Source organism: Tenacibaculum sp. SZ-18, assembly GCF_002813915.1.
Lineage (GTDB): Bacteria > Bacteroidota > Bacteroidia > Flavobacteriales > Flavobacteriaceae > Polaribacter.
The window spans coordinates 2,493,014-2,515,772 of record NZ_CP019335.1 but is presented as its reverse complement, the minus strand read 5'-3'; the positions used below and the strand labels follow the sequence as shown (position 1 = coordinate 2,515,772).

Here is a 22,759-nt window from a genome sequence, read left to right as displayed (position 1 = left end):
GTGGGTTGGGCGTTTTTTTAGTTATAGATGTTTTTTATTTTTTATCAAGCTTTTTGAATAGTTATTATTTGAAAACTTCTAGATTTTTACTGAATTAAAATCTTATTTTGATAAAGGTAAAGTAAAATGAAAAGTAGCTCCTTCACCTTCAATTGAGGTAACCCAAATGGTACCTTCAAATAAATCAATTATTTTCTTAACTATAGATAATCCAATACCAGTTGAGTTTTGGTGATCTTCAAGTGTTTCGAATATTCCAAATACTTTTTTATGATATTTTTCGGGAATACCTTTACCATTATCACTAATTTGGAATTCCCAATGATCTTGTTTTGTATTGTAGGTAATATTTACTAATCCATCGCTATCTTTAGCATACTTTACCGCATTACTGATTAGGTTCTGAAATAATTGATGAAGTCTAAATTTATCTCCTTCTACAATAGGAAGTCTTTTAGGAATAACTATGTTTACATATTTTGGAACATGAATAGTTTCTATAATTGCCTCGACAATTTCTTGCAAATCGATATCTTTTCTAGGATGTTGAATTTTATCAATACTTGCGTATTTCAAAATTCCATTGATAAGATGATCCATCTTATCAATTTTTTTTAAAAGTAAATCAAAATTATTCTTTATCTCTTCGTTGTAAGTGAGCTCTAAGCAATCTTCTTTTAGCCAGCTAACCAATGCGTTTAAACTTCTCAAAGGAGCTTTTAAATCGTGGGAAACAACGTGAGCAAAGTCATTTAATTCCTGATTACTTTTTTTTAAGTTTTTTAAAAGCTGTTCTCTTTCTTTTTGATCGTTTAGTCTTTCTGTAATATCTCTTACAACTCCCTGAGCAAAAGTGGCTTCTCCGTTTGCATCATATACAATACTTGAATTTATTTCGATCCAGCGAACTTCTTTATTTTTGTTATAAACTCTAGCTTTAAAATTTTTATAAACTCCTTTTTCAAGTAGTTCATAATAGCATATCATTGCATAATCTAAATCTTCAGGGTATAGAGTTGAGGTGATATTGAACACTTTTTCTTCTATACTATAACCGAAAAAATCGGCAGCAGCATCGTTCATTTTAACAACATTACCGTATAAATCCATTAGGATATACGGATCGACAATTGTTTTAAATAAACTTTTGAGTTGAATATCTTTTTCGTTGATTACTTTAATTACGTTCTGATTAGCTTCTTGAAGTTCTAAGTTTTTTTCTTCTAGAATCTTTTCAGCATTAATTCGTGCTTTTTTTTCTTGTTTTAACGCTTGTTGTAATGCTTCGATGTTATTAGTAATCACAGTATATAAATCTAAGTTATCAGAGTGTACGTCTGTTCAATTTTAGTGTAGAAAATTTACTCTCTGTGTCATAGTTCGGGGTTCTTTGTAAAAGTAATAGAAAAAAGGTTAGTGTAAAATTAGGTTAAGGTTATTAATTCAATAATTCATTATTTGTCCAATAGTCTAACATGGTAGTGATATTTCTTGTGTAATCTTCTAAACGTAAGGGTTTAATTATGTATCCTGCAATCCCTAACTCGTAACATGTTTTTAAATCGTTATAATTATCCGAACTCGATAGTATAATAGTTGGTATGATTCGTAAGTTTTTATCTGCTTTAAGTATCTTTAAAAACTCAATACCATTCATTTTAGGCATATTTAAGTCTAAAAAAATGATATCAGAAGAGGGGTTTTCTAATTTAGAAAGAGCATCCTCACCATTTATGGCTTCAATAACTGTTGGTTTGTAGTTACTTCTGCTACAAACTCTTGAAAATTTCATTCGTTCTACTTCATCATCATCTATAAACAAAATGTTTAATCTCTTCATTTTTATTACTTACTCTTATATTAATACCGGTCGGAAAATATAAAAAATTACCACTGATTCAATTTTAATTATATTATCCGAAGTGGACCTTAGATTAATGGTCGGAATCTATAGATGAACGATTTTAGTGATCTTTTCGTATATTTCGTATCAAAAGAGAATTTATTACATGGAAGAAATTAAAAAGGAAGAAATTGATAAATCTAAAGAAGCTGTAAAAGAAGGAGCGAAAGGCTTATGGGAAAGCATTAAAAGCTTCATGAACGAGCTTTTAGACTTTAGAGATGATACTGATCAGGAAGCTACAATAGAGGCGATAAAAAATGATATTCCATTTAAAGGGGCGACAGCATGGATTTTAATATTTGCAGTTTTTATAGCATCTATTGGATTAAATGTTAGTTCGACAGCTGTAGTTATTGGAGCCATGTTAATTTCTCCTCTTATGGGACCTATTTTAGGAATAGGGATGTCTCTTGCGATAAATGATATTGATACCTTAAAAAGCTCATTTGTTAACTTGTTGGTGATGGTTTTTTTAAGTGTTGCAACAGCCTACTTGTATTTTTTATTATCACCATTAACAGAATTGACACCTGAATTAGAAGCAAGAACTCAGCCTAACATACTTGATGTATTGGTTGCAATATTTGGAGGTTTAGCATTAATTGTTGCTCGTACGAAAAAAGGAACAATTGCCTCTGTTATTTTTGGTGTAGCAATTGCAACAGCATTAATGCCGCCTTTGTGTACGGCGGGTTATGGATTAGCAGTAGGAAATATTAATTTTTTCCTAGGAGCAATGTATTTGTTTATAATTAATACAACCTTTATTGCTTTATCCACGTTTTTAGTTTTAAAAGTTTTAGGATTTACGATGATTCGTTATGTAAATTCTAAAAAAAGAAAGAGAATTGCTCAGTTAGCTACTTTCTTTGGTTTGGTAGCAATGGTTCCTGCTGTGTGGACTTTTTTAAATGTATTGGAACAAAGTAGGTTTAATAGAGATGTAAATGACTATATTAAGAATGAGATTGATGTAAATGACAAACTTTGGTTTCAAAAAGAAAAAATAAATAAAGAGGAAAAGCAATTTGTTCTTTTCTTCAATGGAAAAGTTCCAGAGGCAACAGTTTCTGATTTAGAGAACGAATTAAAAGAATATGAAAAGTTAAAAGATTATAAGTTGATTGTAAATGCTAATGAATCTAGAAGTGCAGATGACATTTCAAAGTCATTAACTAGAGCGTTTTCTGATTTAGATGAAAAGAATTCAATTATTAGTGGTTTACATAAAGAGATTAAAGATTTAAAATCTCAAATTTCAAACTTAAATTCTACTATTGAGAAAACAGATAAAAGCAATATTCCGTTTAGTGTAATTGCGCGTGATGCTAAAATTCGATTTAATGATTTGAAAGAAATTCGTTTTTCTAAAGTGTTAGCAACAAAAGATTTTATCAAAGTAGATACAATTCCTGAGGCAAAAGTCGTTTGGAATAGTAAATTGAAAGAATCATATATTAAGAAAAAGCAAGCTGAGTTGCATAAGTGGCTTCAGAATGAAATGAAGTTAGATACTTTATATTTAAAAAAATAGAAATAAAAAATCCCGCTAAATTTAGCGGGATTTTTTATTAACTCTTTTTACATTGTTTTAAAACTTCTTTGGCTCTGTCTTTTCCGTATTTCGGATAGAATTTCGGTAGCTCTTCAATTTCAAATAACTCGATAGATTTTTTTACATCTTTACAAAAAGGTTCTATAGGTTGATTGAAATATTTAGCGGCTCCCATGTCCCATTCTGCTTTTCCTAAAACAACTCGCGGGTTTTTCGGTGCTATTTTAAGAGCTTCTGTATAAATCATAGAATTCTTTCCTGATAATGTCATCCCGTATTTTTGCCCATCAAATGCTATGTAAGCCGTATTCAATAACGCTTGATTTATCATTATTTCAGGGTTGTTTGGTGATAAACTTTTAGCTAAGTCCAAAAACTCTTGAGCTTTGGTTAGCTTACTATTCAGTTTAGCTTCGTCTTTAATACCGAAACTTCCTAAAATTTCTAATGTTGCAACGTAATAAGGCGGTAACCAGTTTTCAGGTTCAGCTTTTGTAATTCTTTCAAATAACTGACAAGCTTCATTGGTTTTTTGTTGTCCCCATAATTCAAAAGCTTTTGTCATTCCTTTTTCATATTTGGATTGGGCAACAATATTGGTAGATATTAAAACTATTATTAGTAAGGCTATTTTTTTCATGATTTTATCTTTAGTTGTTTAGTTCATTTTAATTTTCAGAGACACATCTCCTTTTACGGCAAATTTTGCATCTTTATATTTTGGAGGTCCCATAAATCCTTTTGCATCGTTAGACATTCCAATTGGTTCTTTAGGGATTCCAAATATTTTAGTGTCCATTTTTTTATTATCGTTTTCATCATGAAAAGCAGAAATGGCATATTCTCCTTCAGGAATGTTTTTAAATACAGCAGTAGCTTTTTTGTCTGTTATTTTTACAATTTCTCCTTTGATTGATTTTTTCAAGAAATCTTTCTCTTTGTCATAAAGTGCTACGTATAAGTTTCCTTTATCAGATTCCATTCCGTTAAACTCAACAGTAATGGTGTGTGTTTCTTGCGCAGTAACTTTTTGTATAAAACTGAAAAGAAATAGGCTTGCTAATAAAATGATTCGTTGCATAATTTTTAATTTTTATATGTTCAAATATCTATTGTTTTCAACTGATAACCTCAAAATTCTTACCGAATTGTCGTTTTTCATAACTGAATTGTTGTTGAAAGTATCAATTAAATTTTGTTTCTATAGATTATCTAACTGATTACTTTTATTATCATCACTAATCGACCAGAAAAATCCTACGAAAAAGAATTGATCTGCATTTGGTCGTAATGCTTGTCTTTCGGAAACTCCATTAGTATTCGGCGTGTTTTTATAATCATAACCAAAAACGTTTTGAGTTGCTAAAACATTGTTCACTGAGAAATACAATATTTTTTGTTGACTAATTAAGTAAGCTGCATTTATACTTACAGAATTATAGTTTTTAGTTTTCTGATTAAGAAACCCTGTTGAATTAGGATTGGTGTAAGTTCTACCTGTAGCGAAACGATAAGAAATTCCTAATTGAGTTTTCCAAGAATCTACCCAGTATTTCCCAACAACCGATAAGTTGTGTTTTGAAGCGAAATTTGGAGTCGCATCAGTTGGGTAATTTCTGAAGTCACGTTCGGTATCTAAATATGAATAAGAAACCCAATAATCTAAGCTTTTTATGGTTTTTCCATCTCTCCAAAACAAATCAATTCCTTTCGCGTATCCGTCACCAGTATTTGTAAAGTTGGAAACGGCTGTAGCAATCTCACTATCAAATTTAACCAGATTATTATATTTTTTATAATAACTTTCAATTCTAAATTGTTGACGATCTTTTATATATTGATAGTTGGCGATATAATGAGTTGCTTTTTCAGATGTTAAATTGTCAGCAAATTTTAAGTATTCGTTTCTCGGGTTTTGATAAAATTCTCCATAAGCTAACGAGAATTGATCATTTTTCCCGGCTTTGTATGCTAATGAAATTCTTGGAGAAAATGTAAATTCATTAGAGAATTCATTGTTTTCTAGTCGAACTCCAATTTTGGTAGCTAATTCTTTTGAAAAGAAAATGTCTGCTTCTGTAAATACACCAAAAATATTATTGTCAAAATTCAGGTTAAAACTATCTGAAGTTGAGCTTTGAATGAAATCTTCATTAAAGTCAGTAATAAAATATTCTGCACCAAAATTAAACTTTAATCTACTTGAATATCTTTTTTGAGCTTTCATTTTAAAATGAGCAGAATTTTCTGCATTGTTCACATTATCGCTTTCTAAGTTGATATCAGAAGAGTCATTTGTATAACCAATTCCTCCAGAAACTTTCCATCCATTTCCAAGTCTTTGTTTGTAAGACCCGTTGAAATATAGATTAGTGTTTTGTAAACCAAACCTGAATCCATTGTCAAAGTTTATGTTTTCTTGAATTAAATCGAAATTGCTGTAACTAAAAGCACCATATAGTTTTAATAACCCATCTTCGTTTGGTTGGTATCTATAAACCATTTCTCCACTTGCTCCTTCGTAAGGTTCGTTCCATTGGTTTCTATCTGGAAATGCATATTGATATGGAGCTAAATTTATATAAGAAGTGTTAATACTGAATGAATTCTTATCCCAAATTTGAGTGTTTCCAACTCCAACACCAACAGTCATAAATTGAATATCAGTTTTTTCTTGTGTTGGTTGATCGATCGTGTTTAAGGCTAAAACACCAGAAAGTGCTTGTCCGAATTCTGCAGAATATCCACCTGTAGAAAATGATATTCCTTTAAAAAGAAAAGGAGAAAATCGACCTCTTGTTGGAATATTATTTCCCGTTGGTATAAATGGATTAAATACACGGATTCCATCAATGAAAATTTGTGTTTCTTCAGCGTCTCCACCACGAACAAATAATCTTCCGTCTTCATCATTAGCCGAGGTTCCTGGTAATGTTTGAAATGCCCCAATAACATCCCCTAACGCACTTGCTGTAGTTACAATATCCATGGGTTTTAATGCCACAGCTCTGGCTTTTTCACCTGCGTCAAAAGTTCCAGCGTTAATAACTACGGCGTCTAATGTGTTTACATCTTCTTTAAGTTTTACTGAAATGTTTCTCAAGTTTTCAACTGTATCAGTTTTTATGAAGGTTTCAAATGAAACAAAAGAAATTACTAAAGTTTGCATGTTTTCTTCTGTTGTAGTAAAAGAAAAGTTTCCGTTCTTATCAGAAGAAGTTCCATCATAAGTTCCTTCAAGATAAGCATTTGCTCCCTCAATAGGATTTCCTTTTGAGTCAATTACTTTTCCAGAAATGCTGTGTTGAGAAAACGAGTAAAAAGTACTAATCAATACTAATAAAGAAATAAGTGGTTTCATTTTAATTGTTGTTTTATGCAACAAAAATGAATCAGATCTCTACCTTATCATAAAAAGAGATACCGAACTGTGAAAAAATTAAGACGAATTGTTTATTGAACAGGAATATAAATAGTGACATTACATAATTTTTGCGGATGCTCATTAAAGTTATTGTGATATTCATCAAAAGGATCTCGTGTATCATCAAGTTTAAATCCTTTATCAAAAACCCAAACAAATAAGGCTTCGTATGTTTTTTTGAACTCATGTAAGCCTAATGAAAATTCTGCACTCACATATTTTCCTCCTGTAATAGTTCTTGTATTTATTTCGGAAGTATCAATGGTAGCTTTTTCTAAACCAATACAGGCGCTCATTTTTAATTTAGCTTCCTTTGTTACTTTTGGACTATCGTGATAAATGGACATTATTTTAGGTTGCTCATTCATTAAACCTCTCGGGTAAGCCCATTTTAGTAATTTTTCAAAAGCAATTCCAACATTATCGAATGCACCAATATGCGGTACGTAGGCTACAGAGATATCATTTATTTTAATCACCTCTAAATTAGCAGCTTTTTCGTCAATATATTTTACAAATTTTTTCATGTTGTAAATGTATTCCTCGAGCTCTGTATTTACTTTCCCATTCTTGCTTTTTGTTTTACTAATCTTGCTAAATCTACTATTTCGTTTGTCTTTAAATTCAGTTGGATTTATCCCGTAAAACTTTTTAAATGTTCTGGAAAATAATGAAAGACTTGAGAAACCGGTTAAATCGGTAATTTCTGATATACTTTTATCTTCAGTGTGCAAGAGAAAGTTAGCAGCTTTTTCTATCCTTTTCCTACTAACAAAATTATTAAAGGTTTCTCCTGTAATGGTTTTAAAGATTCTGTGAAAATGATAAGGAGAAAGAAATGCCTTTTGTGCTACATCTTCTAATAAAAGTTTGGTGTCATTGTGTTCTTCAATATATTGAATCGCGTTATGCATTCTTACCGATAAGTGGTTGTTCTTTTTATTAATTTCCATGGTAACAAATGTATCAGATTAAAAACGAAATCGTATATAAATTGTATTTTTACAGAACAAAATTTGTACATATGTCGCAAGATTTAAGTGATTTTAGAAAGTCATACGAAAAAGGGGAACTGTTAGAGCAGAACTGTCCTGAAAACCCAATAGAGCTATTTAGTGATTGGTTTTTGCAGGCAGATGATTCGGATACGGTTGATGAAGCCAATGCAATGAGTATTTCTTCAATAGGTTTTGATGGATTCCCGAAAACTAGAGTTGTGCTACTAAAAAAGTATACACATGAAGGATTTATTTTTTACACGAATTACAACTCTGAAAAAGGAAAGGCCATTCTAGCAAATAGCAGCGTTTGTTTGTCTTTTTTTTGGGCTGGGTTAGAGCGTCAAATCATCATTAAAGGAAAAGCTGAAAAAATCACCGAGAATTTGTCAGATGGATATTTTGAATCTCGACCAGATGGAAGTAAACTAGGTGCTTGGGCTTCAAATCAAAGTGAGGTAGTAGAGAATAAACAAGTGCTTTTAGATTCTTTGCGGAAGTTTGAAAATCAGTTTAAAGGTAAAGATATTCCGAGACCAAAACACTGGGGAGGTTTTATTGTAAAACCTGTAAGTATTGAGTTTTGGCAGGGCAGACCAAATCGATTACACGATAGAATTCGATATACTTTGTTAAAAGATTTTTTATGGAAGCTTGAACGATTAGCTCCTTAGTGCTATATTTGAGAATCTTTTTTATATTGAATGAAAACCATTTATATAGTTCGTCACGCTAAATCTTCATGGAAGTATGTTAGTGTTAAAGATCATGATCGTCCTCTTAAAGAAAGAGGTATAAACGACGCACATTTGATATCAAAATATTTGGCAAAGAATATTACTCGTCCTGATGTTTTTATATCCAGTAGTGCTAATAGAGCATTACATACTGGGATTATATTTTGCGAAAACTTTGGATATCCTATGGCAAATCTTAAAATTAGTAAGCAGTTGTATAGTTTTAGTGATGGTTATTTGGTAAAAACAGTGAAAGCTTTAGATGATAATTTTGATAGTGCAATAATTTTCAGTCACGATCACGGGATAAATACTTTTGTAAATAAATTTGGAAGCCAACCTATTGCTCATGTATCTACTTGTGGTGTAGTAGGCATAAAATTTAAAGAGAAACACTGGAAAGATATTAAAAAGGGAACAACAGTTTTAGTTGAGTTTCCCAAACACCATAAATAAAAATTAGTTTCTTTTGGAAATAAAAAAATATGGAGCCATTGACATAGGTTCGAATGCAGTACGACTTTTAATAGCAAATGTAATTGAAGAAAAGGGAAAGGAGACTAAATTTAAAAAGTCTTCTTTGGTACGAGTTCCAATTCGTTTGGGAGCAGACGCATTTGTTTCTGGAGAAATTTCTGAGAATAATATAAATAGAATGGTTGATGCTATGAAGGCTTTCAGTTTGCTAATGAATGTTCATGGTGTAGAGCGATACAAAGCGTGCGCTACTTCTGCCATGCGCGAAGCTGAAAATGGAGAAAGTATAGTAAGTAAGATTTACGATGAATCTGGTATTGAGATAGATATTATAAATGGAGCGAAGGAAGCTTCTATCATTTCTTCGACAGACTTAAAGTATTTAATTAATTCTGATGAGACTTACTTGTATGTTGATGTTGGCGGAGGTAGTACGGAGTTTACTTTATTTTCAAGAGGGAAATTAATCAAATCAAAATCGTTTAAAATCGGAACGGTTCGTTTAATTAATAATTCTAAAGAAAAGAATAAAAAGATATTTTCTAAAGTTCAAGAATGGATTTCAAAAAACACCAAAGATTACAAAAGAGTATCTTTAATTGGTTCTGGAGGAAATATTAACAAAATATTTAAAATGTCTGGCTTGGATTTAGGTCGTCCAATTTCTTATGTGTATTTAAATGCGCAATTAGAGTTCTTGAAAAAGATGACTTATGAAGAACGTATATCTGAGCTAAGTTTAAACCCAGATAGAGCTGATGTAATCGTTCCTGCGACGAAAATATATTTATCTGCAATGAAGTGGAGTGGAGCAAGAAGGATTTATGTTCCAAAAATAGGATTATCCGATGGAATTGTTAAAAGTTTATATTATAACATCATTTAACTAAACCATTTGGTGCTGTAGTGCGAAACACTATCATTTTTAAAGTAAATATGTAAAAATTTCTTTTTGAATAATTTGCTCTTATTTATTTTGTACACCCAAACTTTTCCTAGGTGATTTTTATAACAAGTTCCTAGTTTATTTTTTACGTATGCCTTTTGTCTATTAATTAAGGAGTCAAAGTTTTTAGGCAAAGTATTGAATTTTTCTTCTATCGAAGTTGTAGCTTGTAATACCTTTTGAAAGATAGAGTCATCCGTGACTTCGTCATGAGTAGTTTTAGAAAGTTGCTTGTTATTAAACATGCTTTCTTTCTCTTCTGGAATCATTGGGGTTTCTAACTTAACAGATTCCTTCGATATAATTTCACTAGCTAAAAGCAGGTAGCACTGCGCTCCGTCACTATTGATATCAAATTCTAAAACACTTTGTCCATAACCTGGGGCTTGCGTAATTTTGGAACTTCTCATAATAATACTATCAAAGACTAAATCATTGAAATACTCACGCATGTAATGCGCTACCTGATTAGAGAGTTTTAATCGCTTGTTATACATGGTCAACAAAAAACCTTCTATGTGTAAGTCTGGATTTAAGTTTTTTTTAGTGAAACGAATGGTCTTTAAAAATTTATGCAATCCTTCCAAAGCATAGTAATCGCATTGTACAGGAATAATAACCGAATTCGAACAGGTTAAAATGTCTAAATTCTTTGCTTTGAAAAAAGGAACACAATCTATAATTACAAAGTCATAGGATTTGTGAATTGATTGTATTGCTTTATTGAATTTTGAAACTTCTGATGTACGTTTAAAAAGGTTTAAATCTTCTATAAAAGGAAGCAAGTCAACATTAGGAGATTTTGTTAATATAATATTATTTCTAATAACCGAAGTGAGGTCCATGTGTTGTAAAGATGGATTGTTCAATTTTTTAGAAGAGAATCCAAAAGATGTTGAAGCATTTGCTAAAGGATCAGTATCAATCACAAGAACTTTCTTTTCAAGAATTCCTAAAGCAGCAGATAGATTAACGCAGGTAGTAGTTTTACCAACGCCTCCTTTTTGATTACAAATAGAGATTATTTTGCCCATCTTAATTGGAGATAATTAAACGACATTTACAAACTATATTCGTAAAAATAGTAAAATAATTGAAAATGAGTGAGTTCTGTGATTTTGATTTCCCTAGTTACATGAAAAATATCATAAATCTAACTATTATTTGAAGTTGCAAGCTTCAGTTTTTTGTACTTATTAGCTTTTATTATCAATTATACTAGTGTTATATTAACCGCTGAACAACAAAGTATTTTTGTATTATATGTTCTAATGACTTTTTTTAGTCTTTTTATTTATCAATAGACTATAAGAGATAAGGCTAAGAGTTATTATAGCAATTCCAATAAAACTAACATTGAAACTTACATCCGTTGAACCTGTTAATTCTTCTTCAAAAGGGATTACTAATAACGAAAATAGTCTAACAGGTACGCTAATAAAACTCATTAAAATAGCTAAGTACTTTGGATTCCCATATTTTACTAATGTGGTTTGAACTACTGGAGCAATGAGTATTTCTGAGAAGCAGAATAATAGTAAAGAGGAGATATAGATATAGACATGTGTTTCTTTAGGAATTTCTGGGATTAAGTACAGTAATCCTAACGATATAAAGGCGAATAAAAGACCAAAAGTTAACTTGTACGTTTGTTTGATATAAAAGAAAGTCCATACTAATATTGCAACAATACTAATTGGAAGTATGAACATTGCGCTCAATGAATTCCATAGATAGCTGGAGATATTCAGTGCAGAAATTTCGCGGAATTGAAATATTAACTCTGAATTTCGAGACGAAGATAGTTGGTATAAAGACCAAAATAATCCAATAATACTAAATGTCAATAAAATTACCTTTAAACGTCTTTTAAATGAGATTTGATTTATATTAAGATTATGGGGGTTTGAACCTTCTTTAATAAACAAAATTGGTACAATTGATAAAAGAGTTAAGAAACCAATTACCAAAAAACCGTTGTTGTATCCATAATTTTCGCCAAAAGAGCCTAGTAAAAGTATTCCGAAAAAGGAACCTAAGTTGGCTGATAAATACATAATAGTAAATCCAGCATCAGATAATTGAAGTTTTTCTACATAAAGTTTTCCGAAATTCGAATGTAAGTTTGTGGTGAAAAATCCAGAACCAAGACTTACTAAAAATATAGCAATATATAAACTATTGATTGAAGAATTATAAAGACAAAATGCTCCTAAAGCTTGCAAGAGAGCGCCTGCAATAATAGCTTTTTTATTTCCAATAACTAAATCTCCTAATAGAGCACCAAGAATTTTTGAAAATAAAATAGACGTAAAAAATATACCATAAACCTCTAAAGCTTTATTGTGCTCCATTTTTAACGTTTCTCCTATCATGTACAATACTAGTAAAGCTCGAAGTCCGTAGAAAGATGCTCTTTCTAATGTGTTCATTAAAACATATAGAAAAGTCTCTTTTGAGTGTTTTTGGTCTTGGATTTTTTGCATTTTAATTAGGGTTATTCTTTGGTTTAATATTCTAGTCAAGAAATAAAAGCGGCATATAAAACAACCGTTAAGATCATAATGATTTTAGAAGTGTTTTTAGCCAGTTTCTGGTAGTGCTCGGTTATAAAGTATTTGATGCAAATATCAATTATTATAGCGGTTAAAAAACCGTATAAGTAAACATAGTGATTCATTTTTATGGAAGGTTGTTGGTTAATCGTTTATATAAGTGATTGCTATGGCAATTACACAAGCCGAAGCTAAATAAATAAAAGAGTGACTGATTGTAAAAGTAAGCAGTAATGATGCTAATAATAGCAACATTAAAAAATTGCGGAAGAAATGTTTTCCGTTCATAATAATTTTTTGGTTGTAAAACTAAGAAAATTAAGCGTGTAAACATAATCTTTTTAAAACTGAATACGCAAGTAGGATATGATATAATTGGGCAGTCAGTAGGTAGTAGAAAAGGTTGATTGTGTTAGGAGAGCCATAACCAGAAAGGTAGTTTTAAAGTTGAAAAACCAATAATCATTTGTATGATTGGAGTAATTAGGTTTTTCAATTTTTCTTTCAGAAATAAGGAAGTCAAAGCAAAAATCAAAGCCAAAACAAATGAAGCGATGGCATAAGGTAGAATAGAATGATTTAAATGTTTTAATCCATATAGAGCTTTTGTTTTTCCTGTAGCTTTCATAAAGCCGATGTATAAATCAATTTGCATGATTATGCCAAGAAAAATGGTTATACTGAAAAAAATAATAGAGGCTTTACTGGATTTTTTCATTAAAGTGTTCATTAATTCTTGTCAATCAAAAATATGTCAAATAAAATTAATGAATTTGCCACAGTATTCCTAAAAGTAATAGTATAGGAAGTAAAAGTGAAACTAAAAATGCAACAAGATTTAAGGCGAATTTAGTATATAGCTTATTTTTCAAAGCGATGATCAAATTTATGGTTGTTACTATAATGAATATTATATTTAAAAATGTAACGAGATGTTGATGATAATAGACATAAAGATTGAATTTTGGAATGTCTAAAAGTAAAATAGTAATAATCGCAACAACAATTATTGAAAGTGGAGTAAGGGTAAGGAAATACTTTTTCACAGTAATAGTATAAAACAAAAAAGCTTCAAGGAAACTTGAAGCTTTTCGCGGTGAAAGAGGGATTCGAACCCCCGGACCTGTTACAGTCAATGGTTTTCAAGACCACCGCATTCGACCACTCTGCCATTTCACCAGTCTGCTCACGATTTCTCGTTTGCGGATGCAAAGATAGGAACCTTTTTGAATTGACGAAAAGAAAAACAGTTTTTTTTGAAACTTTTTTTGAGACTGTACTCTAAATAGTTAATAGTCAAATCCTAAGTTTTTAAATATTCAATTGAATTTTATGAGATACTTCCTGTTTTTAAACTGAATTTATTTTTCTTGAAGAATAGTGGTATTTTCTAAAATGAAAAGACTTTAATTTTCTAGTAAATACTTACCTTCGTTTCTTTTAAATTTTAAAAGCTGAGTTTATGTTTAATTCTTTCGGAAATTTACTAAGATTAACTTCTTTTGGAGAATCACACGGAGTGGCAATTGGTGGCGTAATTGACGGTTTTCCTGCTGGTATTGAAATCGATTTTGAGGCTGTTCAGAAAGAATTAGATCGACGTAAACCTGGGCAGTCAAAAATTGTTACACAACGAAAAGAACCAGATACAGTTGAGTTTTTATCAGGTGTTTTTGAAGGAAAATCTACGGGGCAACCAATAGGATTTGTTATAAAAAACACCAATCAAAAAAGTAAAGATTACAATCACAATACAAATGTATATCGCCCTTCACATGCGGATTATACATATGATAAAAAATATGGTATTCGTGATTATAGAGGAGGAGGCAGAACTTCGGCTAGAGAGACAGCAAATTGGGTTGTAGCCGGTGCTTTAGCAAAACAGTTTTTAAGCCAAATTAGCATTAACGCTTTTACTTCGTCTGTCGGTGAAATCTTTATGAACAAACCATATCAAGATTTGGATTTTTCCAAAACGGAAAGTAATATTGTTCGTTGTCCTGATGAAAGAACAGCGAAAGAAATGATAACTAAAATTAAAGAAATCAGAAAGGCCGGAGATACTATTGGAGGAACTATAACTTGTGTTGTACAAAATGTACCAGTAGGTTTAGGTGAACCAATTTTTCATAAGTTACATGCCGAGTTAGGTAAGGCGATGCTTTCTATAAATGCTGTAAAAGGATTTGAATTTGGAAGTGGATTTTGTGGCGCAAAAATGAAAGGATCGGAACATAATGATATCTTTAATCCAGATGGAACTACACGTTCTAATTTATCTGGGGGAATTCAAGGTGGAGTTTCTAACGGAATGGATATTTATTTCAGAGTTGCTTTTAAGCCTGTAGCGACTATTATGCAAAATCAAGATACAATTAATTCAGAAGGTGAAGCTACTGAAATTACAGGTAAAGGTCGTCATGATCCTTGTGTAGTTCCGCGAGCAGTACCCATTGTTGAAGCTTTAACGGCTTTAGTTTTAGCTGATTTTTTATTGTTAAATAGAACTAGGAAGGCCTAAATTTAATTTTTAATTAGTACAACTCAATTAAATGTAGATTTTTGTTGAAAAATTTGATCTTATAATCTATCAAGATAAGCAATTCAATCTTCTTTTTTTACTGCTGTTTTAAAGGTCTTCATATTTAAAATACACGATTTTCATGAAGTCAGATTAATGATTGCAATGGAGGTTATTCAGATGATTCTTGATTCGGAACCAGAATAGGAGGATAGAATAATTTTATTGAATAAGCTATACAATTCAAGTTGAAGATAAATTAGTATTTTAAAAATTGAATTATCCCATCTCTAGATTAATGTTGGTCCGATAAAAATCAATCAAATCAAATGACTTTGTTTTAATCATTTTTTATTTTAGTCGAAATTTTATTGCTACATGTCTGACAATCCTATACTATTTTTTATTTGTGCTTTAGGAGTTTTTAATGGTTTCTTGGTAGCTCTTTATTTTTTATTCTTTAATAGAAAAGGAAGAGTTCAAAACTTATTATTTGGACTTTTAGTTCTGTTTCTTAGTATGAGAATTGGTAAATCTCTCTATGTCATATTTACACCTAGAGAAGAAAGGAATATAGCATTAATACAAATTGGTTTATCAGCCTGTTTTTTAATAGGAGCTAGTTTGTATTATTATTTACGCTCGTCACTGGAGCAAACCAAAGTTTTTCCTAAAAATTGGAAAGCAGCCTTTATAATTCTCTCTGTATTTATTATTGGAGTTGGAGTTGTTTTTCCATACCAAACAAATGGTTCTTTTTGGAATACGTTTTTTGTGTATTTCATTTATGCAGTTTGGGGAATATATTTGTTACTATCAGCATATGTTTTAAAAGATGTGTTTCCAAAGTTAATTGCAAAAAAAGCTACTACTTTTGACCTTTGGTTGATTGGAGTTTTTATATCGAATCTGTTAATTTTTACAGCCTATATTGTTGGGTTATTTTACTTATATTTTATTGGAACAATAACATTTTCAATTGTTTTTTACGCTTTGTTAATTTTCTTTTTATCAAAGAAAAAAAGAGAAGATATTTTTGAAGATATTCCTGAGAAATATGCAGAAAAGAAAATAGCTGCTTCAGAAGCGGATAGTTTATTAATAGAATTAAAGAAACTTATCGAAAAGAACGATTTATATAAGAATACAAGTATTAAAATATCTGATATAGCTAAAGAAATTGATATAACTCCTCATAAATTATCACAATTATTAAACGATAATTTGGGTAAAAGTTTTGCCGCTTACATGAATTCATATCGAATTGAAGAAGCAAAGAGAATGTTAAAGGAAAATCAAGAATTTACATTAGAAGCAATTGGTTTTGAATCTGGATTCTCTTCTAAATCAAATTTTTACGCAACATTTAAAAAAGAAGTTGGTCAAACTCCTTCACAATTTCAAAAGCAATTTTTATAGTCCAGTTTTATAATTTAGGACACCTGAATTATAAATTATCATTTTGATACATACTAGTTTTATGAGTTTTGAATAAAATTTAAATTCAAAATTCATGAAACAGACCGTATTGTTATGCACGTTATTTTTTGCTCAAATTTTATTAGGACAATCTGAGATAGATCAGGTAAAACTAACATTACAAAATTATATTGATGGTAGTTCTTATAATTGGAAGGAACAACTTAAAAATGCATTCACGATTGATGCGACACTTTATTTAACTACAAAAAATGGTTTCAAACGATATTCGCCTGATGAATATGCTGATTTTTTTAAGGGTAAAAAAGAAGGTGAGTTCAATGGTAGACAAGGGCGAGTTTTAGCAGTAGATATCATTAAAGATATAGCTACAGCAAAGGTTGAAATCGCAGGTTCAGACAGAAAATGGGTTTACATTGATTTATTCTTATTGAAAAAGAAAGGTGAAAAATGGAGTATTATTAGTAAAACGGCAACAAGAGTAGATGAGAATAAGTAGCATGAAGAATATCCTATTAATCTTGTTTTCGTTATTAAATGTTGTCACTTATTCTCAAGATTCATGGATACATTTTAGAGATGTAAACATTGAAATTGATGGGAGTTTAAACGAATTGGTTTGGAAGTCAATTCCTATTCATACAAATTTTCATAATCTATTACCAACGGATGAAGGATTGGCTGAAAATCAAACAGAGGTTAAGATTTTTCATAATGGGGAATACCTATTTGTAGGTGCAGTTTATCACGATACAACAGCGAAACAACAAGTGAGTTCCTTAAAAAGAGATGTTTCAATTGGTATAAGTGACGCTTTTGTAATGGTTTTAGATACTCAGCATCAACAACAAAATGGAAACTTATTCGCTGTAAATACGTACGGAACACAAGTTGATGCTTTAGTAGAACGAAATGAGATGGGATACGGCTTAAATTTTAGTTGGAATGCCGTTTGGAAGACAAAAACAACAGTTGTTGGTAATAATAAGGTGTATGAAATTGCTATTCCGTTTAAAGCATTAAATTTTGACAAAGAAAATACCACCTTTGGTATGCAATTTTATGTAAGAGATATTAAAAATAACTCATGGACGATACTTACTGATTTAAGCAGAAATTATCCAACATTTGATTTACGATTTACTAGAAGTTTTAATTTAGAGAAAATTCCAGAAACTGTTCAATCTAAGTTTGCAGTCTCACCTTCGGTTACTTTAAATTATCAGAATGTAGATAGTAATGATGAAACTACTTTTAGGCCGAGTTTAGATGTTCAATACAATTTGTCTTCTTCCTTAAAGTTGGATGCGACAATTAATCCTGATTTTTCTCAGATAGATGTCGATCAACAGGTAACTAATTTGTCTCGCTTTTCTATTTTCTTTCCAGAACGAAGAAATTTCTTTTTAGAAAATGCAGATTTATTTGCAAACTTAGGAACGTCTGATGTAAATCCGTTTTATTCAAGAAAAATTGGAACGGAGAATGAAATTCAATTCGGCTTAAAACTATCGGGGAATGTAGCTCAAAAAACTAGAATAGGAGTAATGAATGTTCAAACCAACAAAAATGAAAATATGAACGCTCAAAATTATTCCGTTGTAGTTGGAGAGCAGCAGTTAACGAAACAGCTTACTACTACTGCGTTTATGATTAATAGACAAGAAACAGATGGTTTTAGTTTTATTGATAATTATAATAGAGTTGCTGGTGTAAACTTAAATTTTAAATCTGGAAATAACAAATGGATTGGTTTAGCGAATACCGCAATGAGTTTTAATCCAGAAAGTTCAGGAAGTAATAAATTCTTAAATCTTGGAATAGACTATAACGATCGTGGTTTACAAGGAGGCTTTTCCGTTAAAAAAGTAGAAGAAAATTATATTACAGATGTTGGTTTTACTCCAAGATTATTTACCTATGATGCGGTTAATGATGTTGTAGTTAGAGAAGGTTATTATCAAAGTTCAAGTTATTTACAGTATACAAAGTTTTATAATAGTTCGAGAAAATTGAATTCAATTCGATATTTGAATTATAGTAATAATACTTATTTTGATGATGATGGAAGTGTAAATCAAATGAGTCATTTTTTAAATTCTGCTGTTTTCTTTAAAGATTTATCTGCAGTTTATTATGCGCTTAATTATGATGATATTGATTTAAAATATGGATTTGATGTATTGGGAAATGGTAAGGCCTTATTACTGAAAAGATATCAAAATTGGAATGTAAAAGTTGGGTATAACTCTGCAAATAATCAACAATTACGTTATCGTGTAAATTTTCAAAAAGGAAGGTTTTATGAAGGTGAAAAGATTTCTGGAGGATTATATGTTAATTATCAATTATTGCCTTTTGCTAATTTGGAATTATCCCATGATTTGAATTCTATTGATTTGAATGAATTAGGAAAAGAAATATTTCACTTAAGTAGGTTTACGGGGCAAATATTTTTTAATAATAGATTGAACTGGACAACATATGTTCAATACAACAATCAACGAAATAACTTTAATGTGAATAGTCGATTACAATGGGAATACAAGCCTTTAAGCTATGTCTATTTCGTAGTGACTAATAATTTTGATAAAAACTTTAATAGAACAAATTGGGGAGTTGCTTTTAAAATGAATTATCGATTTGATTTTTGATATGGATGGAAATAAAAAAACTCGGAGTTCTCACTCCGAGTTTTTTTAAAATATTGAATCAAGTTACACTAACATGGTAACTGGGTTTTCGATAAACGTTTTTAATGTTTGTAAGAACTGAGCTCCAACAGCACCATCAACAGTTCTGTGGTCACAAGCTAATGTTAACATCATTGTGTTTCCAACAACAATTTGTCCGTCTTTAACTACAGGTTTTTGAACAATAGCACCAACAGATAAAATTGCTGAATTTGGTTGGTTTATAATTGAAGTAAAACTTTCAATTCCAAACATTCCAAGGTTAGAAACTGTAAAAGTACTTCCTTGCATTTCGTCTGGTTTAATTTTCTTACTTCTTGCTTTACCAGCTAAATCTTTAACAGATGCTCCAATTTGAGTTAAGGTCATAGCATCAGTATGTTTAACTACAGGGACAACTAATCCTTCATCAACAGCTACAGCAACACCAACATGAATATGACTATGGTATTTAGTAGTATTATCTGTCCAAGAAGTATTTACTTGTGGATGCTTTCTTAATGCCATTGCACAAGCTTTCACAACCATATCGTTAAAAGAAACTTTAACATCAGGTATAGCATTGATAGTTTTACGAGAAGCAATTGCATTATCCATGTCTACTTCAATGTTTAAGTAGAAGTGGGGCGCAGAGAATTTAGAATTACCTAAACTTCTTGCGATTGCTTTACGCATTTGAGAATTTTTAACATCTTCAGTTCTCTCTTCTCCTGCAACAGCAAAATTAGTTAGAGCAGTAGTTGGTGCACTTGTACTTTGAGAAACAGGAGCAGAAGCTTCCATTTTCGCAGCTGGAGTATAGTTTTCTACGTCTTTCTTAACGATTCTTCCATTCTCACCAGAACCCTTAACATCTGCTAAATTAATACCTTTGTCTTTAGCAATTTTCTTAGCTAAAGGTGAAGCAAAAATTCTTCCTCCAGAATTAGAAGTAGTAGTGTTTGTTACAGTTTCTTGAGCAGCAGGAGTAGCTTTTTCAGTAGGCTTTGATTCTGTTGTTTTTTCTTCACTGGGAGTTGTTGTAGTTAAACCACCGTTTTTTTGAGCTTCAATTACAGCAGAAACATCAGTTCCTTCAGCTCCAATAATAGCTAATAAACTATCAACTGGTGCACTTTCTCCTTCGTTAATTCCAATATATAAAAGAGTTCCCTCGTAAAAAGATTCGAACTCCATTGTAGCTTTATCAGTTTCAATTTCAGCTAAAATATCTCCTTCCTCAACTTTGTCTCCAACACTTTTTAACCAAGAAGCTACAGTACCTTCAGCCATAGTATCACTAAGTCTAGGCATTGTTACAACTTGAACTCCATCCGGAATAGAAATAGAAGTGTTACTTGAAGTATTTTTTTCTTTTTTTGATTCTTCTTTAGACTCTTCACTTTTTGATGCTTCAGAAGAACTTTGATTTAATAGTGCCGAAAAATCTTCGCCTTCATCACCAATAATAGCTAATAAAGTATCTACAGGAGCCCCTTCACCTTCATTTACACCGATATGTAATAAAGTTCCTTCATGAAAAGATTCGAATTCCATTGTAGCTTTATCAGTTTCAATTTCAGCTAAAATATCTCCTTCCTCAACTTTATCACCAACCTTTTTTAACCAAGAAGCTACTACTCCTTCTTCCATCGTGTCGCTTAAGCGAGGCATATTAATTACTGTTGCCATTTTTACTTAGTTTTCGTGGTTATTTATTTGATAAAAGGATAATCTTTTTGTTCGTAAACAACGTCGTGAAGAACATTTAATTCTGGAAATGGAGAATCTTCCGCAAATTTCTCACATTCTTTCACCATGGCTTTTACTTCTTTATTAATAGTATCAATTTCCTCATCAGACGCGTATTTTTTATCCTTAATAATATTTAATACTTGAGTAATTGGATCTATTTTTTTGTATTCCTCAACTTCTTCTTTCGTACGGTAATGTTGTGCATCAGACATTGAATGTCCTCTGTATCGGTAAGTTTTCATTTCTAAGAAAGTTGGACCGTCACCTTTTCTTGCTCTTTGAATTGCTTCATCAACAGCCTCAGCAACTTTTACTGGATTCATTCCATCTACAGGTCCACATGGCATTTCATACCCTAAACCTAATTTCCAAATATCTTCATGATTTGCAGTTCTTTCAACAGAAGTTCCCATTGCATAACCGTTATTTTCACAAATAAAAATGACAGGTAATTTCCAGTTCATTGCCATGTTAAAAGTTTCGTGTAAAGAACCTTGACGAGCTGCACCATCACCAAAGTAACATAAAGTAACTGCATCACTATTATGGTATTTATCACCAAAAGCAATTCCTGCTCCTAAGGGAATCTGACCACCTACAATTCCATGACCTCCGTAAAAACGAAATTCTTTTGAGAAGATGTGCATAGAACCTCCAAGACCTTGAGAAGTTCCTGTTGCTTTTCCATACAATTCTGCCATAACTCTTTTCGGATCTACACCCATTCCGATAGGCTGTACATGATTACGATAAGCTGTAATCATCTTGTCTTTTGTAAGATCCATAGCATGTAAGGCACCTGCTAATACTGCTTCTTGACCGTTATATAAATGCAAGAAACCTCTTACTTTTTGTTGTATATAAACTGCGGCAAGTTTGTCTTCAAACTTTCTCCAAAAAAGCATATCTCTATACCAGTTGATATAAGTTTCTTTAGTGACTTTTTTCATTCTGAATTGTTGTTTGTTTTTTTGCTTACTAAAAATGCAGCAACAAAAATAACGGTTTTTTATAGAATAAAAAACGCATTATCTATGATTTATCTCAAACGTTTGCGTGAAGTTATTTATTCTTGGCTACAATAAGTGTGGCTTTAGCTCCTGTAGCTAAATTCCATTCATTTGAGGAAAGGAGCATTCCTGCATCATTGTATACTTTAAAAGCTGCTGTGTTTGGACCAGAAGTGCCTTGATTTAAAGCTACTATTTTTATGCGATTAACTCCTTCTTCTAAAGGTATATTGAACGATTGATAGCGTTGTTTTAGTGTTAGGTTTGTTACAACAGGAATATCATTTACGTAAATGGTTACTCTATCTCCATCAGGATATTGGAAATCTCTACATATAATATTCACACTTTTAGAATCTGTACTAATACTACCGAGGTCTTGGTCAATAACTGGATAATCGTACATCCCATTTATTTTACGGAAGTTTTTCAAGTATCGTTCTTCAGCTACTTTTGCTTTGGTAAGTATTCCTTTATTTTTTAAATCTTCTTCTGCTTTCTTTTGTTTTTGTTTTTTTTCTAAATCTTTATTGGCAGTTTTAAAACCATTGTCATTACCGAAATTTAGAGATTTAGGTTTCTTAATCTCTTTTGCAGGAGCTTTAAAAGTTCCAATCGTTTTACCTTTAATAGATCCTCCAGAAGAATTATCCACTTGACTAATTCCATTCATACTAGAATAAAGAAAGCTTATCAATAATATTTTAAAAAGGTACTTCATCATAAATCTTACTAGAACAAATATAGTGCCGTTTAAATT

At 31.1% G+C, this 22,759-nt stretch carries 20 protein-coding genes and 1 tRNA gene; 8 read left to right on the top strand and 13 right to left on the bottom strand.

Translation table 11 applies throughout. The features are described 5' to 3' along the window. Positions 1 to 102: 102 nt before the first annotated feature. Complete coding sequence (locus BTO06_RS11130) at positions 103 to 1,305, bottom strand: sensor histidine kinase (RefSeq protein ID WP_100925380.1); 1,203 nt, start codon at positions 1,303 to 1,305, stop codon at positions 103 to 105. A 133-nt stretch (positions 1,306 to 1,438) separates the two neighbouring features. Then, positions 1,439 to 1,840, bottom strand: a complete 402-nt coding sequence (locus BTO06_RS11125) for a response regulator (protein WP_100925379.1) — start codon at positions 1,838 to 1,840, stop codon at positions 1,439 to 1,441. Between the two features lie 169 nt (positions 1,841 to 2,009). Here BTO06_RS11125 and BTO06_RS11120 point away from each other — a divergent pair, with 169 nt between their 5' ends. Next, positions 2,010 to 3,440 (top strand): DUF389 domain-containing protein, encoded by a 1,431-nt coding sequence (locus BTO06_RS11120; protein WP_100925378.1) that lies wholly within the window; start codon positions 2,010 to 2,012, stop codon positions 3,438 to 3,440. Between the two features lie 37 nt (positions 3,441 to 3,477). On the opposite strand, the gene BTO06_RS11115 is transcribed toward BTO06_RS11120, so the two are convergent. The 4 genes from BTO06_RS11115 to BTO06_RS11100 all read right to left on the bottom strand — a co-directional run bounded on the left by BTO06_RS11115 (position 3,478) and on the right by BTO06_RS11100 (position 7,838). Continuing rightward, complete coding sequence (locus tag BTO06_RS11115; RefSeq protein WP_100925377.1) at positions 3,478 to 4,101, bottom strand: tetratricopeptide repeat protein; 624 nt, start codon at positions 4,099 to 4,101, stop codon at positions 3,478 to 3,480. Between the two features lie 18 nt (positions 4,102 to 4,119). Further along, positions 4,120 to 4,542, bottom strand: a complete 423-nt coding sequence (locus tag BTO06_RS11110; protein WP_100925376.1) for a DUF2141 domain-containing protein — start codon at positions 4,540 to 4,542, stop codon at positions 4,120 to 4,122. 120 nt (positions 4,543 to 4,662) lie between these two features. Beyond that, complete coding sequence (locus BTO06_RS11105) at positions 4,663 to 6,822, bottom strand: TonB-dependent receptor (protein ID WP_100925375.1); 2,160 nt, start codon at positions 6,820 to 6,822, stop codon at positions 4,663 to 4,665. Positions 6,823 to 6,914: 92 nt separating this feature from the next. Then, on the bottom strand, positions 6,915 to 7,838 hold the full coding sequence (locus tag BTO06_RS11100; protein WP_100925374.1) for an AraC family transcriptional regulator: 924 nt from the start codon (positions 7,836 to 7,838) through the stop codon (positions 6,915 to 6,917). Positions 7,839 to 7,909: 71 nt separating this feature from the next. On the opposite strand from BTO06_RS11100, the gene pdxH reads away from it, so the two are divergent. Genes pdxH through BTO06_RS11085 form a run of 3 tightly spaced genes read left to right on the top strand, consistent with a single transcriptional unit; the run spans position 7,910 to position 9,983 of the window. Continuing rightward, positions 7,910 to 8,557, top strand: coding sequence for a pyridoxamine 5'-phosphate oxidase (pdxH, locus tag BTO06_RS11095; protein ID WP_100926778.1), 648 nt, complete (start codon positions 7,910 to 7,912; stop codon positions 8,555 to 8,557). Positions 8,558 to 8,587: 30 nt separating this feature from the next. Continuing rightward, positions 8,588 to 9,076, top strand: a complete 489-nt coding sequence (locus BTO06_RS11090; protein WP_100925373.1) for a SixA phosphatase family protein — start codon at positions 8,588 to 8,590, stop codon at positions 9,074 to 9,076. Between the two features lie 13 nt (positions 9,077 to 9,089). Further along, complete coding sequence (locus BTO06_RS11085; protein ID WP_100925372.1) at positions 9,090 to 9,983, top strand: Ppx/GppA phosphatase family protein; 894 nt, start codon at positions 9,090 to 9,092, stop codon at positions 9,981 to 9,983. On the opposite strand, the gene BTO06_RS11080 is transcribed toward BTO06_RS11085, so the two are convergent. The 4 genes from BTO06_RS11080 to BTO06_RS11065 form a co-directional block, all read right to left on the bottom strand. Continuing rightward, complete coding sequence (locus BTO06_RS11080; protein WP_100925371.1) at positions 9,980 to 11,077, bottom strand: ParA family protein; 1,098 nt, start codon at positions 11,075 to 11,077, stop codon at positions 9,980 to 9,982. The two genes, BTO06_RS11085 and BTO06_RS11080, sit on opposite strands and share 4 nt — an antisense overlap. A gap of 234 nt (positions 11,078 to 11,311) precedes the next feature. Continuing rightward, positions 11,312 to 12,529: an MFS transporter gene (locus BTO06_RS11075; RefSeq protein WP_157811816.1), complete on the bottom strand. Its 1,218-nt coding sequence runs from the start codon at positions 12,527 to 12,529 to the stop codon at positions 11,312 to 11,314. 481 nt (positions 12,530 to 13,010) lie between these two features. Beyond that, positions 13,011 to 13,253: a hypothetical protein gene (locus BTO06_RS11070; RefSeq protein WP_100925369.1), complete on the bottom strand. Its 243-nt coding sequence runs from the start codon at positions 13,251 to 13,253 to the stop codon at positions 13,011 to 13,013. Between the two features lie 439 nt (positions 13,254 to 13,692). Next, positions 13,693 to 13,777, bottom strand: a tRNA-Ser gene (locus BTO06_RS11065). A gap of 283 nt (positions 13,778 to 14,060) precedes the next feature. Here BTO06_RS11065 and aroC point away from each other — a divergent pair. From aroC to BTO06_RS11045, 4 genes are all read left to right on the top strand, one after another. Beyond that, a complete protein-coding gene (gene aroC / locus BTO06_RS11060) occupies positions 14,061 to 15,122 on the top strand; it encodes a chorismate synthase (RefSeq protein ID WP_100925368.1) in 1,062 nt (353 codons plus the stop codon). Between the two features lie 378 nt (positions 15,123 to 15,500). Then, positions 15,501 to 16,541, top strand: coding sequence for a helix-turn-helix domain-containing protein (locus BTO06_RS11055; RefSeq protein ID WP_100925367.1), 1,041 nt, complete (start codon positions 15,501 to 15,503; stop codon positions 16,539 to 16,541). A 94-nt stretch (positions 16,542 to 16,635) separates the two neighbouring features. Then, positions 16,636 to 17,061, top strand: a complete 426-nt coding sequence (locus BTO06_RS11050) for a nuclear transport factor 2 family protein (RefSeq protein ID WP_100925366.1) — start codon at positions 16,636 to 16,638, stop codon at positions 17,059 to 17,061. Position 17,062: 1 nt separating this feature from the next. Beyond that, positions 17,063 to 19,216 carry a DUF5916 domain-containing protein gene (locus tag BTO06_RS11045; RefSeq protein ID WP_100925365.1) on the top strand — a complete coding sequence of 718 codons (2,154 nt, stop codon included), beginning with the start codon at positions 17,063 to 17,065 and terminating at the stop codon, positions 19,214 to 19,216. A gap of 63 nt (positions 19,217 to 19,279) precedes the next feature. Here BTO06_RS11045 and BTO06_RS11040 read toward each other — a convergent pair whose 3' ends face one another. From BTO06_RS11040 to BTO06_RS11030, 3 genes are all read right to left on the bottom strand, one after another. Next, entirely contained in the window at positions 19,280 to 20,926 is a 1,647-nt protein-coding gene (locus BTO06_RS11040) for a pyruvate dehydrogenase complex dihydrolipoamide acetyltransferase (RefSeq protein WP_100925364.1), read from the bottom strand. Between the two features lie 23 nt (positions 20,927 to 20,949). Beyond that, positions 20,950 to 21,939: a pyruvate dehydrogenase (acetyl-transferring) E1 component subunit alpha gene (gene pdhA / locus BTO06_RS11035; RefSeq protein WP_100925363.1), complete on the bottom strand. Its 990-nt coding sequence runs from the start codon at positions 21,937 to 21,939 to the stop codon at positions 20,950 to 20,952. A 112-nt stretch (positions 21,940 to 22,051) separates the two neighbouring features. Further along, positions 22,052 to 22,723: a hypothetical protein gene (locus tag BTO06_RS11030; RefSeq protein ID WP_232731447.1), complete on the bottom strand. Its 672-nt coding sequence runs from the start codon at positions 22,721 to 22,723 to the stop codon at positions 22,052 to 22,054. Between the last annotated feature and the right edge of the window lie 36 nt (positions 22,724 to 22,759).